Here is a 13358-nt window from a genome sequence, read left to right as displayed (position 1 = left end):
GGGTATTCTAGCCGGGTCCCGGCACCCTCCCGCAGCCGGTGTGCCACGTCCGGCTGCAACGCTGCGTGCACGCCGCCATGCGGATCATCCGCCGGCAGATGGAGAACGGATCGGCATGCCAGACCTCATTCCGCTGTCGCAGGCGCACTGCATCCCCCGCAAGGGCGTCGAGCACCGCCTCGGACAGGCCCGCGTGGCCGAACTGCTGCCGCAGGTTCCCGGCTGGGAGCTGGCCGAGGACGGCCGCGCCCTGGTACGGACCTTCCGCTTCCGCGACTACCACCACACCGTGGCCTTCGTGAACGCGCTGGCCTGGATCGCCCACCGGGAAGACCACCATCCCGACCTCGGCGTGCACTACGACCGCTGCGTGGTGCGTTTCTCCACCCACGACGTGGGCGGACTGAGCGAGAACGACTTCATCTGCGCCGCCAAGGCGGCCGCCCTGATCGAGGACTGAACCATGGACCGTTGGATCCTTCCCGTGACCGGCCTCGCCTGTGCCCTGGCGCTGGCTGCCTGCGGCCGCGACGAGGCACAGCAGGCCACGCCGGTACCGCCGCCCACCGAGATCGCGGCGATCGACACCCCGCCGCCGCAGTACCCGATCGAACTGGGCTGCGCCGGCATCGGTGGGCAGAGCGTGCTGCAGGTCGAGGTGGGGACCGAGGGCGTCCCCACCCGGGTCAGCCTGCTGCGCACCAGCGGCAACGACGATCTGGACCGCCTGGCCCAGGAAGCGGTCCAGGGCTGGAAGTTCCGCCCGGCCACCCGCGGCGGCCAGCCGATCGCGCGCACCATCCAGGTCCCCGTGAACTTCACTCCGCCGCAGGTCCGTCCGGACGAGTGCTTCGCCCTGGACGCCGGCCGCCGTCCCTGAGGCCAGCCCCCTCCCCCTGCAAGGCAACCCTGCATGCTTGAAGTCTCCACTTCGGCGGTGCTCAGCGCGCTGGCGGTGACGCTGGCCGCCGGCCTGGCCACCGGCCTGGGCAGCCTGCTGGTGATCTTCGCCAGGGGACCCAATCCGCGCGTGCTCGCGTTCGGCCTCGCCTTTGCCGGCGGCGCGATGGTCTACGTGTCGCTGTCGGAAATCCTGAACAAGTCGATCGCCTCGTTCACCCTCGCCTACGGCGCCAGGGACGGCTTCACCTTCGCGACGGTCGCCTTCCTGGCCGGCGTGGTGGCGATCATGCTGATCGACGGGCTGGTACCGAACCCGCACGACACCCTGGCCAGCGACGACCCGGCCCTGCGCGAGCAGAACCGCGAATACATCCGCCGGGTGGGCCTGATGACCGCCATCGCGATCACCGCGCACAACTTCCCGGAGGGGCTGGCAACCTTCTTCGCCACCCTGGAGAACCCGGCGGTCGGCCTCCCGCTGGCCTTCGCGATCGCCATCCACAACGTCCCCGAAGGCATCGCCATCGCGGTGCCGGTCTACTTCGCGACCAACAACAAGTGGTACGCCTTCGGCGCCAGCCTGGTCTCCGGCCTGGCCGAGCCGGTCGGCGCGGCCATCGGCTACGGGTTGCTGTCCACCGTGCTGTCGGAGGCGGTATTCGGCGCGGTGTTCGGCGTGATCGCCGGGGTGATGGTGTTCCTGGCGATCGATGAGCTGCTGCCGGCGGCCAAGCGCTACGGCAAGGGCCACGAGACCGTCTACGGCCTGGTCAGCGGCATGGGCGTGCTGGCGGTCAGCCTGGTCCTGTTCAAGTGGTGAACGGGCCGATCGGCCTCATTCCAGCCGATCCAGCACCTCGCGTAGCTCCGGCGGCAGCGGCGCATTGAGGGTGTACGGGGTGCGGCCGGCGTCCAGGGCGAATTCCAGCGAGGCCGCGTGCAGGAACAGCCTGCGCAGCCCGGCCTTGTCGCGCAGGCGGCGGTTGACCTCCGGATCGCCATACTTGTCGTCGCCAGCCACCGGGTGGCCGATGTGCCGGGCATGGACGCGGATCTGGTGGGTGCGGCCAGTCTCGATCCGCACCTCGCAATAGGACTGCCCGCCGCGCCGCTCCAGCACCCGGAAGTGGCTGACCGAAGGCTTGCCAGCCTGGTTGACCTGGACATGGCGTTCGCCACCCTGGCGCAGTCCCACGTGCAGCGGGGCGTCCACGCTCATGGTGCCGTCGGGCATGCGCCCGGCCAGCAGGGTCAGGTAGCGCTTGCGGATGCCGCCGCCGGAGCCGCCCTCGCGCATCAGTGCCTGCAGCTCGGCCAGCGCCGAGCGCTTCTTGGCCACCACCAGGATGCCGGAGGTGTCCCGGTCCAGGCGGTGCGCCAGCTCCAGGGTCTGGCCCGGGCGCAGGGCGCGCAGGGTCTCGATCGCGCCGAAGCTGATCCCGCTGCCGCCGTGGCTGGCCACGCCGGAAGGCTTGTCAATCACGAGGATGCGCGCATCTTCGAAGACGATCGACGCTTCCATCCGCTGCAGCAGGCCCGGCGCCGGGGTTCCGCGTTCGGCCTCGGTCTCCAGCCGCACGGGAGGGATCCGGACCTCGTCGCCCGCGGCGAGCTTGCGTTCGGCCTTGGCGCGGCCGCCATTCACCCGGACCTGGCCGCTGCGCACGAGCTTGTAGACCAGGCTGCGCGGGGCGCCCTTGAGCTGGCCGAGCAGGAAGTTGTCCAGCCGCTGGCCGTCACGGTCTTCGGGCACGGTAACGGTGCGGGCTCCGGCCCGGGGGGATGCGTCGGTCATCGGGGGCTAATTCTGTTAGACTCGGGGGGCGATGTAAGGGTTTGATTCCGCTGGAAGAAGTCACAGGGCCGAAAGCCCGGGCTTCCCGCGACCCCGGCACAGTACGCGACCACCGCCCCCGGGGCGGCCATGTTAGCGGCTTGCAGGCAGACCCGGCCATGGCCCGGTGGGTCAGAGCACCGGTAGCTGAACATGTCCCGCGTGGCGTCCGCGCCGCCGGCCCGCTGTACCAAAACGAGACAAAGCTAGAGCGCTCCCGCGGCCCGCCGTGGTGTTGCAGCGCTGGAACCAGGATCCGCCCGGCCGCGCGGTTGCGCGAGGGCGGCGAAGCCTGCCATGCCGCCGGAAGGCGGCCGGACAGGATTCCAGTACGGCGAACGCCCGGCGTTCCGCGCGTCAGAGCGCGCGAGGAACGCAACATGAAGCGAATGCTGATCAACGCCACGCAGGCAGAGGAACTGCGCGTGGCCATCGTGGACGGCCAGACCCTGTACGACATCGACATCGAACAGCCGTCCAAGGAACAGAAGAAGTCCAACATCTACAAGGGCCGCATCACCCGGCTCGAACCCTCCCTCGAGGCGGCCTTCGTCGACTATGGCGCCGAGCGCCACGGCTTCCTGCCGCTGAAGGAGATCTCCCGCGACTACTTCCAGGCCGGCGTCGACCCGAACAAGGCCGGCATCCGCGAGCTGTTGCGCGAGGGCCAGGAAGTCGTGGTCCAGGTGGACAAGGACGAGCGCGGCAACAAGGGCGCGGCCCTGACCACGTTCATCTCCCTGGCCGGCCGCTACATGGTGCTGATGCCCAACTCCCCGACCGCCGGCGGCGTCTCGCGCCGGATCGAGGGCGAGGACCGGGCCGAGCTCAAGCGCGCCATGGACGCCCTGAACATACCCGACGAGATGGGCGTGATCATCCGCACCGCCGGCGTGGGCCGCGACGCGGAAGAGCTGCAGTGGGACCTGGACTACCTGCTGGCCGCCTGGCGCGCGATCGCCGAGGCCGCCCTGAGCAAGCCGGCGCCGTTCCTGATCTACCAGGAATCGCGGCTGATCATCCGCGCCCTGCGTGACTACCTGCGCGCCGACATCGGCGAGATCCTGGTCGACACCGAGGAGATGTACAACGACGCGCGGCAGTTCATGGAACAGGTGATGCCGCAGACCCTGCGCAAGCTCAAGCACTACACCGACGACATCCCGCTGTTCAACCGCTTCCAGATCGAGTCGCAGATCGAGAACGCCTACGAGCGCACCGTGCGCCTGCCCTCCGGCGGCGCCCTGGTGATCGACCAGACCGAGGCCCTGACCGCGATCGACGTCAACTCGGCGCGCGCCACCAAGGGCGGCGACATCGAGGAGACCGCGTTCCAGACCAACCTGGAGGCGGCCGAGGAAGTGGCCCGCCAGCTGCGCCTGCGCGACCTGGGCGGCCTGGTGGTGATCGACTTCATCGACATGTCCTCGTCCAAGCACCAGCGTGCCGTCGAGGATCGCCTGCAGAACGCGCTCAAGTACGACCGCGCGCGCGTCCAGATCGGCCGCATCAGCCGCTTCGGCCTGCTGGAGATGAGCCGCCAGCGCCTGCGCGCCAGCCTCGGCGAGTCCAGCCAGATCGTGTGCCCGCGCTGCGAAGGCCACGGCCGCATGCGCAGCATCGAGTCGCTGTCGCTGTCCATCATCCGCGTCGCCGAGGAGCACGCGATGAAGGAGAACACCGGGCAGGTCCTGGTCCAGGCCCCGGTGGAGATCGCCAACTTCCTGCTCAACGAGAAGCGTGGCGCCCTGCGCGAGATCGAGCAGCGCCACGACGCGCCGATCATCATCGTCGCCGACGAGCAGCTGCAGACCCCGCACTACGAAGTCACCCGCCTGCGCGAGAACGAGCTGGGCGAGGAGAGCAACAAGCCGTCCTACCAGCGCGGCACCCCGCGCAAGCTGCCGGTGCATGCCCTGACCAAGGCCCAGCTCAACATCCCGCCGCCGCCGGCGGTCACCCGCGTGGCCCCGCCGCGCCCGGCCCCGGTGCGCGAGGAGCGCGAGGAGGCCCCGGTGCAGCCGGCGCCCGCGCCGGTCGCCGTCCCCGCCCCAAGCACGGGCGGCGGCGTGGTCGGCTTCCTCAAGCGCCTGTTCGGCGCGGCCGACCCGGCCCCGGCGCCGGCCAAGCCCGCGCGCACCCCGGCCGCCGGCAAGGGCGAAGGTCGCGGCAACCGCAACGAGCGTCCGCGCCGTGAACGCGGCGAGCAGGCCGGCAACGGCCAGCCGCAGGGCCAGGGCCGTGGCAAGCGCGGCCAGCAGCAGGCCAAGGGCGGCAACGCCCAGGGCCAGCAGCCGCAGGGCCAGAAGCAGGAACGCCAGGAGAAGCAGGACAAGGGGCAGCAGCAGGGCCGCAACGCCCAGCAGGCCAACGCCGGCAGCAACAAGCAGCAGCCGAAGCAGGACAAGGGCCAGCGCGTGCCGAAGCAGCAGCCGGAGGCCGCCGCGGCCGACGCCGCTGCTGCCCGTCCCGCCCAGCAGCCGCAGCGCCAGCGCACCGAGGAAGCGGCCCAGCCTGCGCGCCTGCCGACGCAGGCCCCTGCCGAGGCCGAAGCCACGCTGACCACCGCAGCTGCCATCGCCGCACCGGCAGCCGTGGCCGCGCTCGAGCCGACCGCCCTGCAGCCGGCCGAAGCCGATACCGAGGCTGCGCAGTCCGCCGCGACCGGCACCGAAGCCCCCTCGACCGAGGAGGCAGCGACCGCCGAGGGCGGCAGCCGCCGTCGTCGCGGCCGCCGTGGTGGCCGTCGCCGCCGTCGTGGCACCGCCGCCGAAGGTGCTGCCGCCGAGGGCGCGCAGGATCTGTCCGACGACGCCGAGGGCGACGAGGACAGCGATGGCGACGTTGCCGCCTCCGCGGCCGCGCCGGTCGTCCCGGCCGACCAGCCGGAGTTCGACTTCGACGATCTGCCGGCACCGGCGGTGGCGACGCCGGCTCCTGCCGCCGCCGCTGACGTGATCCGGGCCGAAACGCCCCCCGCGCCGCAGGCGAAGGCCGATACGGCCACCCCGGTGGCCACCGCTGCGGTTACCGAGGCTCCGGCTGCGGTTGAAACCGCCCAGCCGGCGGTGGAAGCGGAAGCCGAAGCCGTCCCGGCCCCGGTGGCGATCACCACCCCGGACCCGGCCCCGGCCGCCGAGCCGGTCGCCCCGGCCGAGGCTGTCGTCGAGGAGATCGCCACTGCCACGCCGGCCCCGGCCGAAGCCGCCGCCCAGGCCGCGGCCGAGCCGGAAGCCGCGCCGGTGCCGGCGGTGGAAACCACGCCCGCCGACGCGGCCGCGGTCGCCGCCGCGGAAGCCCCGGCCAGCGAATCGCCGGCCGAGACGGTGCAGGCCCAGCCGCAGGTTGCAGAGGAAGCCCCGGCCGCGGACGAGCCGGCGAATCCGGGTCCGTTCACGACTGCCGGTCTGTTCGACCAGCGGCCGGGAGACCCCCAGTCGCAGGACCAGGCCACCGAGGAAGCCGCCAAGGCCGAAGAGCCGGGCGAACAGGAGCAGACGGACGCACCGCGCCCGCAGCCCTGATCCTCCAGTGAGGCGACACGGAAAGGCCCGCCAATGGCGGGCCTTTTTTTGCGTGTCTTCGTGCGAACCGTGGTCGTCGGGGGCGGACGGACAGGACGGCCGCGACCGGGGCACATCCGCGCACCCTGCAGCCGCCGCCCGGCGCCAGATGACCACGCCAGCCAAACGACCTGCCCTCCCGCACCACGCCACGCGCCCGTCCGCATGGACCGGGCGCCCCGCGGGTCGGACCGGCGTCGCTACAGCGCCTGCCCCGGATCCATCAGCCCGTAGCGGGCCGCCAGGCGCGCCAGGGCGATGCTGTCCTGCACGCCGATCTTCTCGAACAGGCGCGACTTATGGGTGTTGACGGTCTTGGCGCTGAGCTTGAGCCGGCGCGCGATCATTTCCTGGCGCAGGCCCTGGACCAGCAGCATCGCCACCTCCAGCTCGCGCGGCGAAAGCACGTCGAACGGCGAGCCACCGCCCTCGACGCCAGCCAGAGCCAGGTTCTGCGCCACGCTGCTGCCCAGGTAGCGCTTGCCCATGGCCACGTCGCGGACCGCGCGCAACAGCTCGCGTGCGTCGCCGGCCTTGCCGATGTAGCCATAGGCGCCCACGTCCAGCAGGCGCTTGGGCAAGGGGCCATCCTCCAGGACCGAGACGATCAGCACGCGGACCGGCAGGCCCTCGTTGACGATGCGTTCGGTCACTTCCAGGCCGCTGATGCCGGGCAGGTGCAGGTCGCACAGCACCACGTCGGTCCTGAGCGTTCGCAGCTGCCGCAGGGCGTCCTCGCCGTTCTCGGCTTCGCCGACGACCTCGATGTCGGTCTCGGCTCCCAGGATCATGCGCAGGCCCGTCCTGACCAGCGCATGGTCGTCGATCAGAAATACGCGAATGGTCATGCCGCTCCCTCGGTATGCCCACGACTGAGCCTAGCGTTCCGTTCTGGGCGGAGCAAGCTTCGGAAACGGGCGAAACGGTTGCTCGCACAACCCTGTTGCAGCCACGCCGCCGGCGGGCAACCAGGCCGCCGGCGGCGCCGGAAAAGTGGCGGAGAGAGTGGGATTCGAACCCACGGAAGGTTTGACCCTTCGCCGGTTTTCAAGACCGGTGCCTTAAACCGCTCGGCCATCTCTCCGAATTGTCGCTCTACTACCACGCCGCTTGCGCGGCGCCGCCGGTTTTGCCTCGACTGCGTCGAGGCGCCCTCCGGCCTGCCGGCCTCCGGGTCAAGACCGGTGCCTTAAACCGCTCGGCCATCTCTCCGAATTGTCGCTCTACTACCACGCCGCTTGCGCGGCGCCGCCGGTCTTGCCTCGGCTGCGTCATCGCAAGCACTGCTTGCGCAGTGCCGGTCGTTCCGCCTCGACCGGGTCGGGCCTGCGGGCCCGGGACGTGCCTGACCCCACGGTCATCACGCCCTGCCGCAAGCGTTGCTTTCGCATCGCACCGGCAAGCCGCATCCGCGGACCGCCCGCCATGATGTACGGCTTCCAACGTTTCCGCCCTGGCGGCGCGCCGGGGTGCGTGCCACCTTGTCGCCCGGGAATGGAACCGGGCCTTGCGCCGGCACGCCGGTCGCGTCGCGGCCGGTTCCCACGCCTGCGGACCCCGGCCGTCGCGACCGGGCGGGATTGTCGCATGCCGCGGGGCGCCTGATCAGCCAGCGCCGACGACTTCGGCGACCTCGGTGATGGCTTCGCGGTTGCCGCAGTTGCCGCAGTCCAGGCGCGAGGCCTCGATCTGCTTCGGCAGGTGCTCGGCCAGGAAGTCGATGAACACCCGCACCGCCGGCAGCAGGCCGCGACGCGATGCGAACACGGCATGGCAGATGCCCTGCGGCAGCGACCACTCCGGCAGCACGACTTCCAGCTCGCCGTTGCGCACGGCCTCGGCGCAGACGGTCTCCGGCAGCATGGTGATGCCAAAGCCGTCCTTGACCATGGCCAGCAGCAGCGGGAAGTCGAAGCCGGCCACCCGCGGCTGCAGGTTGTCGACGCGGCGCACCTCGCCGTTGGGGCCGTGCAGCTCCCAGCGCTGGTGCGCCTCGTCCTCGTGCATGCTCAGGGTCAGGTGCGAGGCCAGGTCCGCCGGATCCTTAGGCCTGCCGGCGCGGTCCAGGTACTTCGGACTGGCCACCATCAGTTCCTGGATCTGGCCGAAGCTGCGCATGACCAGGCTGCCGTCGTCGTCCAGGCGCGTGCGCACGCGCAGGGCCACGTCGAAGCCTTCGTTGATCAGGTCGACGCGGCGATTGTTGACGTGCAGCTGCAGGCGCACCTTCGGGTACTGCTCGAGGAACTTCGGCAGCAGCTTCGGCAGCTGCTGCTGGGCGATGGCCACCGGCACGCTGACCCGCACCAGGCCGCGCGGCTCCGCACTGAGCCGGTCGACCACCTCGCGTGCAGCCTGGGCCTCGGCAAGCATGGTCTGCGCGTGGCGATGCACGCTCATGCCCACGTCGGTAACGGCGAAACGACGGGTGGAACGCTGCAACAGGCGAACGCCGAGGTCGGTCTCCAGCTGGCTGATGCGGCGGCTCAGGCGCGACTTGGGGATGCCCAGTGCGCGCTCGGCGGCGGCGAAGCCGCCGTGCTCGACGACCATGGCGAAGTAGTAGAGGTCGTTCAGGTCCTGCATGGCGCTGCCTCCACAGACGCAACAGATGGTGCCATATAACCACCTTTATTCCATTGGCGCAACGATGGAAGCTGTGCCCGTCCGCGGCGTCGCCGCCTAAAGAGAGAGGAGCACAGCCATGAAACTACTGCATCTGGATTCCAGCGCACTGGGCGCCAACTCGGTCAGCCGCGAGCTGAGCGCTGCCATCGTCGCCCAGTGGCAGGCCCGCCATCCAGGCCTGGAAGTAGAGTACCGCGACCTGGATAGCAATCCCCTGCCCCACCTGACCGGCGCCAGCCTGGCGAAGGCCGATCCGGCCGAGGCGGAGGAGTCCGCGCGCGTCCTGGAACAGTTCCTGTCGGCCACCATCGTGGTGATTGGCGTGCCGATGTACAACTTCGGCATCCCGTCCACGCTGAAGGCCTGGATCGACCGCATCGCGGTGGCCGGGCGCACCTTCCGCTACACCGCCAATGGCCCCGAGGGCCTGGCCGGCGGCCGCAAGGTGATCATCGCCAGCGCCCGCGGCGGCGTGCACAGCAATTCGCCCTCGGATTTCCAGGAGCCCTACCTGCGCCAGGTATTCGCCTTCCTGGGCATCGACGACCTGCAGTTCGTGCGCGCCGAGGGCGTGTCGCTGTCGCCGCAGCACCGCACCGAGGCGCTGGCCGCCGCCCGCGCCGCCATTCCGGCCGCGGTTGGGACCGTGTCCCAAGCCGCCTAGGTGCCACCGCGCGGCACGGGGTCTGCGGGCCCCGTGCCGGCCGGGGCGTGCTGCCGCCAGCCGCCCGTGGGGACCTGCCCGCCTTCAGACTGACGCCCCAGCCAGCGGTACAGCCAGTCCAGGTCGAACAACCAGGGTACACGGCGGCCCACCAGGCAGAAGCAGGCGGCGATCGCCGCCGAGAGCACCAGCAGCACGGCGAAGCGCAGCCCCACGGGCAGTATGCCCAGCGGCTTGAACCAGCCGGCGTACGCCGCGTACTTCACCAGGTACATGTGCAGCAGGTAGGCCGCCATGCTGTACTGGCCCAGCACCACCCAGCGTCCCTCCGTCCGCGCGCACAGCGCCAGCACCGCGGCCACGCCCAACCCAGCCACCGCCAGGTAAACGGCACGCCAGGCGAACCCGTGCCAAGGGTCCGGCCACAGCGTCGCGTAGCCGGCGCCGTTGTAGTACCACTGCAGATGGAAGCCGCGGGTCAGCCACGCCACGACCAGCAGCACGCCCAGCATCATGGCCGCCACTGGCCAGGAGATGCTCGGCAGGCGCATGCCCTGGCCACGCGCCCACAGATGGCCGGCGACGAAGAACGGCAGGAACGCGAGGGTGCGCGACAGCGACCAGCCGTAGCCCGCCGCGGGCCAGACGCCCGCCAGCAGCGCCAGGCCGATGGCCCACAGCAGAGGTTGGCGCAACGTCGCCAGCAACGGCAGCGACAGCCGCCACCACACCAGGCTCATCAGGTACCACAGCGCCCAGTACGGGAGCTCGGGCTGGTAGGCGAATGCCTTGCCCGACAGCCAAGCCTCCAGCGCCCTGGCCAGGGTCTGGTGCAGCAGGTACACGCCGCCGATGCCGAACAGCAGTCTGCGCGCCCGCCATCTGTCCAGTTCATCGGACGCCACCATGCCCGACAGGAACACGAAGGCGGGCATGTGGAAAAGGTAGATGAAGCGGTACAGGACCGCCAGGTGCGGGGCATGGGGCAGCTGTTCGATCAGGTGCCCCGCCACCACCAGCACGATCAGCACGAACCGCGCGGCGTCCAGCCCAGCCGCGCGCGCGCGGTTGGGCGCCTGCGTCGCCTGCACCGCCTTCATGCGATGCGCTCGGCGCCGGCCATGTACGGGCGCAGCACTTCGGGAACGTTGATCGAGCCGTCGGCGTTCTGGTAGTTCTCCATCACCGCGATGAGCGCACGGCCCACCGCGACGCCCGAACCGTTGAGCGTGTGCACCAGCTCCGGCTTGCCGGTGGCCGGGTTGCGCCAGCGCGCCTGCATGCGGCGGGCCTGGAAGTCGCCGCAGTTGGAGCAGGAGGAGATCTCGCGGTAGGTCTGCTGCGACGGCAGCCAGACCTCAAGGTCGTAGGTCTTGCGCGCGGAGAAGCCCATGTCACCGGTGCACAGCAGCACGCGGCGGTACGGCAGCCCCAGCTTTTCCAGCACCACCTCGGCACAGCGGGTCATGCGCTCGTGCTCGGCGTCGCTGTCCTCCGGGCGGGTGATCGAGACCAGCTCCACCTTCTCGAACTGGTGCTGGCGGATCATGCCGCGCACGTCGCGGCCGCCGCTGCCGGCCTCGGAGCGGAAGCACATCGAATGGGCGGTCATGCGCAGCGGCAGCCGCTCCTCGCCCAGGATCTCGTCGCGCACGATGTTGGTCAGCGGCACTTCCGAGGTCGGGATCAGGTAGCGGCGGTGCTCGCCCAGCTGGGTGGAGAACAGGTCCTCCTCGAACTTGGGCAGCTGGCCGGTGCCGTACAGCGCGTCGGCGTTGACGATCACCGGCACGTTGGTTTCCTCGTAGCCGTGCTCGCCGGTATGCAGGTCCAGCATGAACTGGGCCAGGGCGCGATGCAGGCGCGCCAGCTGGCCGCGCAGCACGGTGAAGCGCGCGCCGCTCAGCTTGGCCGCGGTGTCGGCATCCAGCCAGCCGTTGCGCGCACCCAGCTCGACGTGGTCCTTGACCTCGAAGTCGAAGCTGCGCGGCGTGCCGTGGCGGTGCTGCTCGACGTTGCCGGACTCGTCCTCGCCCAGCGGAACCTCGTCGGCCGGCAGGTTCGGGATGCCCTGGGTCAGGGCTTCGAGCTTGCCGCGGATTTCCTCCAGGCGCGCCTCGGACGTCTTCAACTCGTCGCCGAAGCCGGCGACCTCGGCCAGCAGCGCGGACACGTCCTCGCCCTTGGCCTTGGCCTGGCCGATCGCCTTGGAGCGGGTGTTGCGCAGGTTCTGCAGTTCCTGGGTCCGTACCTGGATCGCCTTGCGCTCGGACTCGAGCGACTCCAGCGCCTGCGTGTCGAGGACGAAGCCGCGCGTGGCGAGGCGTTCGGCGGTGGCGGCGATCTGGGAACGGAGCAGGCTGGGGTCGAGCATTGCGGGGGCCAGGAAGGCGGAAGGAGGCGTGCATTATCCCCCAACCGGCAGCGCCCGCGCCCGCCCGTGGCGCGGGGCTGTGCCAGAATCGGGCGCATGAGCCGAACCGACGAACATCCCGCGGGCGCACTGGCGCATCTGGTCCAGGGCCGCTGGGCGGTGGTCGCCGCCGCCTTCGTGCTGGGCTGGGTACTGTTCCTGCTGGTGGTGACCCGCCAGTCGGGCGAACCGGCCCCGGGGGAAGCCGCCCCGGCGGCCGCGCTGGCCGCCCTGCCCTCCGATCCGCTGCCCGCGCCGATGCCTGCCGGCACCAGCGCGCCATTGCCGCAGGCCGACGATGGCGAGGAAGCCAGGCTGGTGGAGGAACCGGCGCCGGCGCCCCCTCCGCAACCCGAACCCCAGGCCGAACTGCCTCCCAGCGTGGAGCCCGCGGCGCCGGTGGCGTCGGCAGGCCCGGTGCAGGCACCGGAGCTGCTGCCCGACCAGCCGGCGCCCCGCTATCCCTCCAGGGCACTGAGGCGCGGCGAACGCGGCACGGTGGTCCTGCGCGTCCAGGTGGATGCGGAAGGCCGCGCCGGCGACGTGGAGATCGTCGAGCGCAGCGGCTCGCGCGACCTCGACCGCGCTGCCGCCGAAGCGGCCCTGCGCTGGCGCTTCCAGCCCGCGCGCGACGCCGAGGGACGCGCAATCCCGGGCTATGCGACCGTCCCGGTGGAATTCGAGACCGAATAGACGCGCCACTCATGGCGATGAACCGTATGGCCATGTCGCGCCAGGTTCATCGCCCGACCACATTCCCGACACACGCCCCTGTCCAGACTCGGTTCGCAGCCAACGAACCGGGGAAAGCCATGGGTACCTACTACGACAGCGGACGTCCGCACGCACCCTCCAGGGCGGCCGCGACCCGGCGCGCTTCGCCTGTGGTCGTTGGCGCGGTCCTGGCGGCCCTGGTTGCGATGGCCATCGCCTGGCATGCAGGCCGCGACGGGCAGACGCGTACGAGCCCCGATGCCATCGCGTCCATGGACGCGGGCGGCGGCGGCATGTCCGCCCTCGCGGATCCCGACGGATCCGGGCAGGCCATGGACCGGGCACCAAGGCCGCTGGCCGGCAACCCCGTGCCCCGCTATCCGCGCGCCGCCCTGCGCAACGGCAGCGAGGGCGATGTCCTGCTGAGCATCCTCATTGGCGTGGACGGGCGCCCCATGGACGTGCAGGTGATCGGGCGTTCCGGCAGCCAGGACCCTGCGTTCGACCGCGCCGCGATCGAAGCGGCGCGACAGTGGCGCTTCGAACCGGCGATGCGCGGGGGCGAGGCGGTGCCGTCCACCGTCCACCTGCCAGTCGAATTCCGCCGCGGCTGATCCCCGCCCCGGCCGGCCTTGGCCC

12 protein-coding genes and 1 tRNA gene are annotated in these 13358 nt (G+C 71.0%); 7 read left to right on the top strand and 6 right to left on the bottom strand.

The genetic code is table 11. The features are described from left to right. Nucleotides 1-115: 115 nt before the first annotated feature. Genes CSC68_RS07325 through zupT form a run of 3 tightly spaced genes read left to right on the top strand, consistent with a single transcriptional unit; the run spans nt 116 to nt 1723 of the window. Nucleotides 116-460, top strand: a complete 345-nt coding sequence (locus tag CSC68_RS07325) for a 4a-hydroxytetrahydrobiopterin dehydratase (protein ID WP_162202878.1) — start codon at nt 116-118, stop codon at nt 458-460. 3 nt (nt 461-463) lie between these two features. After that, nucleotides 464-880: an energy transducer TonB gene (locus CSC68_RS07320; RefSeq protein ID WP_162202877.1), complete on the top strand. Its 417-nt coding sequence runs from the start codon at nt 464-466 to the stop codon at nt 878-880. A 33-nt stretch (nt 881-913) separates the two neighbouring features. Beyond that, on the top strand, nt 914-1723 hold the full coding sequence (gene zupT / locus CSC68_RS07315; RefSeq protein ID WP_162202875.1) for a zinc transporter ZupT: 810 nt from the start codon (nt 914-916) through the stop codon (nt 1721-1723). A 15-nt stretch (nt 1724-1738) separates the two neighbouring features. Here zupT and CSC68_RS07310 read toward each other — a convergent pair whose 3' ends face one another. Next, nucleotides 1739-2698, bottom strand: coding sequence for an RluA family pseudouridine synthase (locus tag CSC68_RS07310; RefSeq protein WP_162202874.1), 960 nt, complete (start codon nt 2696-2698; stop codon nt 1739-1741). A 419-nt stretch (nt 2699-3117) separates the two neighbouring features. On the opposite strand from CSC68_RS07310, the gene rne reads away from it, so the two are divergent. Continuing rightward, the gene (gene rne, locus CSC68_RS07305; RefSeq protein WP_162202872.1) at nt 3118-6261 is read left to right on the top strand and encodes a ribonuclease E; all 3144 of its coding nucleotides are present in this window, start codon (nt 3118-3120) and stop codon (nt 6259-6261) included. A 239-nt stretch (nt 6262-6500) separates the two neighbouring features. Here rne and CSC68_RS07300 read toward each other — a convergent pair whose 3' ends face one another. The 3 genes from CSC68_RS07300 to CSC68_RS07290 all read right to left on the bottom strand — a co-directional run bounded on the left by CSC68_RS07300 (nt 6501) and on the right by CSC68_RS07290 (nt 8886). Next, nucleotides 6501-7148, bottom strand: coding sequence for a response regulator (locus CSC68_RS07300; RefSeq protein ID WP_162202871.1), 648 nt, complete (start codon nt 7146-7148; stop codon nt 6501-6503). A 146-nt stretch (nt 7149-7294) separates the two neighbouring features. After that, nucleotides 7295-7384, bottom strand: a tRNA-Ser gene (locus CSC68_RS07295). 521 nt (nt 7385-7905) lie between these two features. After that, nucleotides 7906-8886: a LysR family transcriptional regulator gene (locus CSC68_RS07290; RefSeq protein WP_162202869.1), complete on the bottom strand. Its 981-nt coding sequence runs from the start codon at nt 8884-8886 to the stop codon at nt 7906-7908. A 118-nt stretch (nt 8887-9004) separates the two neighbouring features. Here CSC68_RS07290 and CSC68_RS07285 point away from each other — a divergent pair, with 118 nt between their 5' ends. After that, nucleotides 9005-9592: an FMN-dependent NADH-azoreductase gene (locus CSC68_RS07285; protein ID WP_162202867.1), complete on the top strand. Its 588-nt coding sequence runs from the start codon at nt 9005-9007 to the stop codon at nt 9590-9592. On the opposite strand, the gene CSC68_RS07280 is transcribed toward CSC68_RS07285, so the two are convergent. Together CSC68_RS07280 and serS are read right to left on the bottom strand one after the other, a co-directional pair. Next, nucleotides 9589-10692 carry an acyltransferase family protein gene (locus CSC68_RS07280; protein ID WP_162202866.1) on the bottom strand — a complete coding sequence of 368 codons (1104 nt, stop codon included), beginning with the start codon at nt 10690-10692 and terminating at the stop codon, nt 9589-9591. The genes CSC68_RS07285 and CSC68_RS07280 overlap by 4 nt on opposite strands. Continuing rightward, entirely contained in the window at nt 10689-11966 is a 1278-nt protein-coding gene (gene serS, locus CSC68_RS07275) for a serine--tRNA ligase (protein WP_162202864.1), read from the bottom strand. The genes CSC68_RS07280 and serS overlap by 4 nt, the downstream gene beginning before the upstream one ends. Before the next feature lie 96 nt (nt 11967-12062). On the opposite strand from serS, the gene CSC68_RS07270 reads away from it, so the two are divergent. Together CSC68_RS07270 and CSC68_RS07265 are read left to right on the top strand one after the other, a co-directional pair. After that, nucleotides 12063-12698: an energy transducer TonB gene (locus CSC68_RS07270; protein ID WP_162202863.1), complete on the top strand. Its 636-nt coding sequence runs from the start codon at nt 12063-12065 to the stop codon at nt 12696-12698. An 11-nt stretch (nt 12699-12709) separates the two neighbouring features. Further along, the gene (locus CSC68_RS07265; protein WP_162202862.1) at nt 12710-13333 is read left to right on the top strand and encodes an energy transducer TonB; all 624 of its coding nucleotides are present in this window, start codon (nt 12710-12712) and stop codon (nt 13331-13333) included. Nucleotides 13334-13358: the final 25 nt, after the last annotated feature.

It is taken from the genome of Pseudoxanthomonas suwonensis, from assembly GCF_010093235.1.
In the GTDB taxonomy this organism is placed as follows: domain Bacteria; phylum Pseudomonadota; class Gammaproteobacteria; order Xanthomonadales; family Xanthomonadaceae; genus Pseudoxanthomonas; species Pseudoxanthomonas suwonensis.
The sequence above is the reverse complement of the archived record's forward strand: the minus strand, read 5'-3'. Positions and strand labels throughout refer to the sequence as shown.

Coding starts and splice junctions, on each gene's coding strand:
- CSC68_RS07325 (WP_162202878.1), top strand. CDS start 116: ATGCCAGACCTCATTCCGCTGTCGCAGGCGCACTGCATCCCCCGCAAG.
- CSC68_RS07320 (WP_162202877.1), top strand. CDS start 464: ATGGACCGTTGGATCCTTCCCGTGACCGGCCTCGCCTGTGCCCTGGCG.
- zupT (WP_162202875.1), top strand. CDS start 914: ATGCTTGAAGTCTCCACTTCGGCGGTGCTCAGCGCGCTGGCGGTGACG.
- CSC68_RS07310 (WP_162202874.1), bottom strand. CDS start 2,698: ATGACCGACGCATCCCCCCGGGCCGGAGCCCGCACCGTTACCGTGCCC.
- rne (WP_162202872.1), top strand. CDS start 3,118: ATGAAGCGAATGCTGATCAACGCCACGCAGGCAGAGGAACTGCGCGTG.
- CSC68_RS07300 (WP_162202871.1), bottom strand. CDS start 7,148: ATGACCATTCGCGTATTTCTGATCGACGACCATGCGCTGGTCAGGACG.
- CSC68_RS07290 (WP_162202869.1), bottom strand. CDS start 8,886: ATGCAGGACCTGAACGACCTCTACTACTTCGCCATGGTCGTCGAGCAC.
- CSC68_RS07285 (WP_162202867.1), top strand. CDS start 9,005: ATGAAACTACTGCATCTGGATTCCAGCGCACTGGGCGCCAACTCGGTC.
- CSC68_RS07280 (WP_162202866.1), bottom strand. CDS start 10,692: ATGAAGGCGGTGCAGGCGACGCAGGCGCCCAACCGCGCGCGCGCGGCT.
- serS (WP_162202864.1), bottom strand. CDS start 11,966: ATGCTCGACCCCAGCCTGCTCCGTTCCCAGATCGCCGCCACCGCCGAA.
- CSC68_RS07270 (WP_162202863.1), top strand. CDS start 12,063: ATGAGCCGAACCGACGAACATCCCGCGGGCGCACTGGCGCATCTGGTC.
- CSC68_RS07265 (WP_162202862.1), top strand. CDS start 12,710: ATGGCGATGAACCGTATGGCCATGTCGCGCCAGGTTCATCGCCCGACC.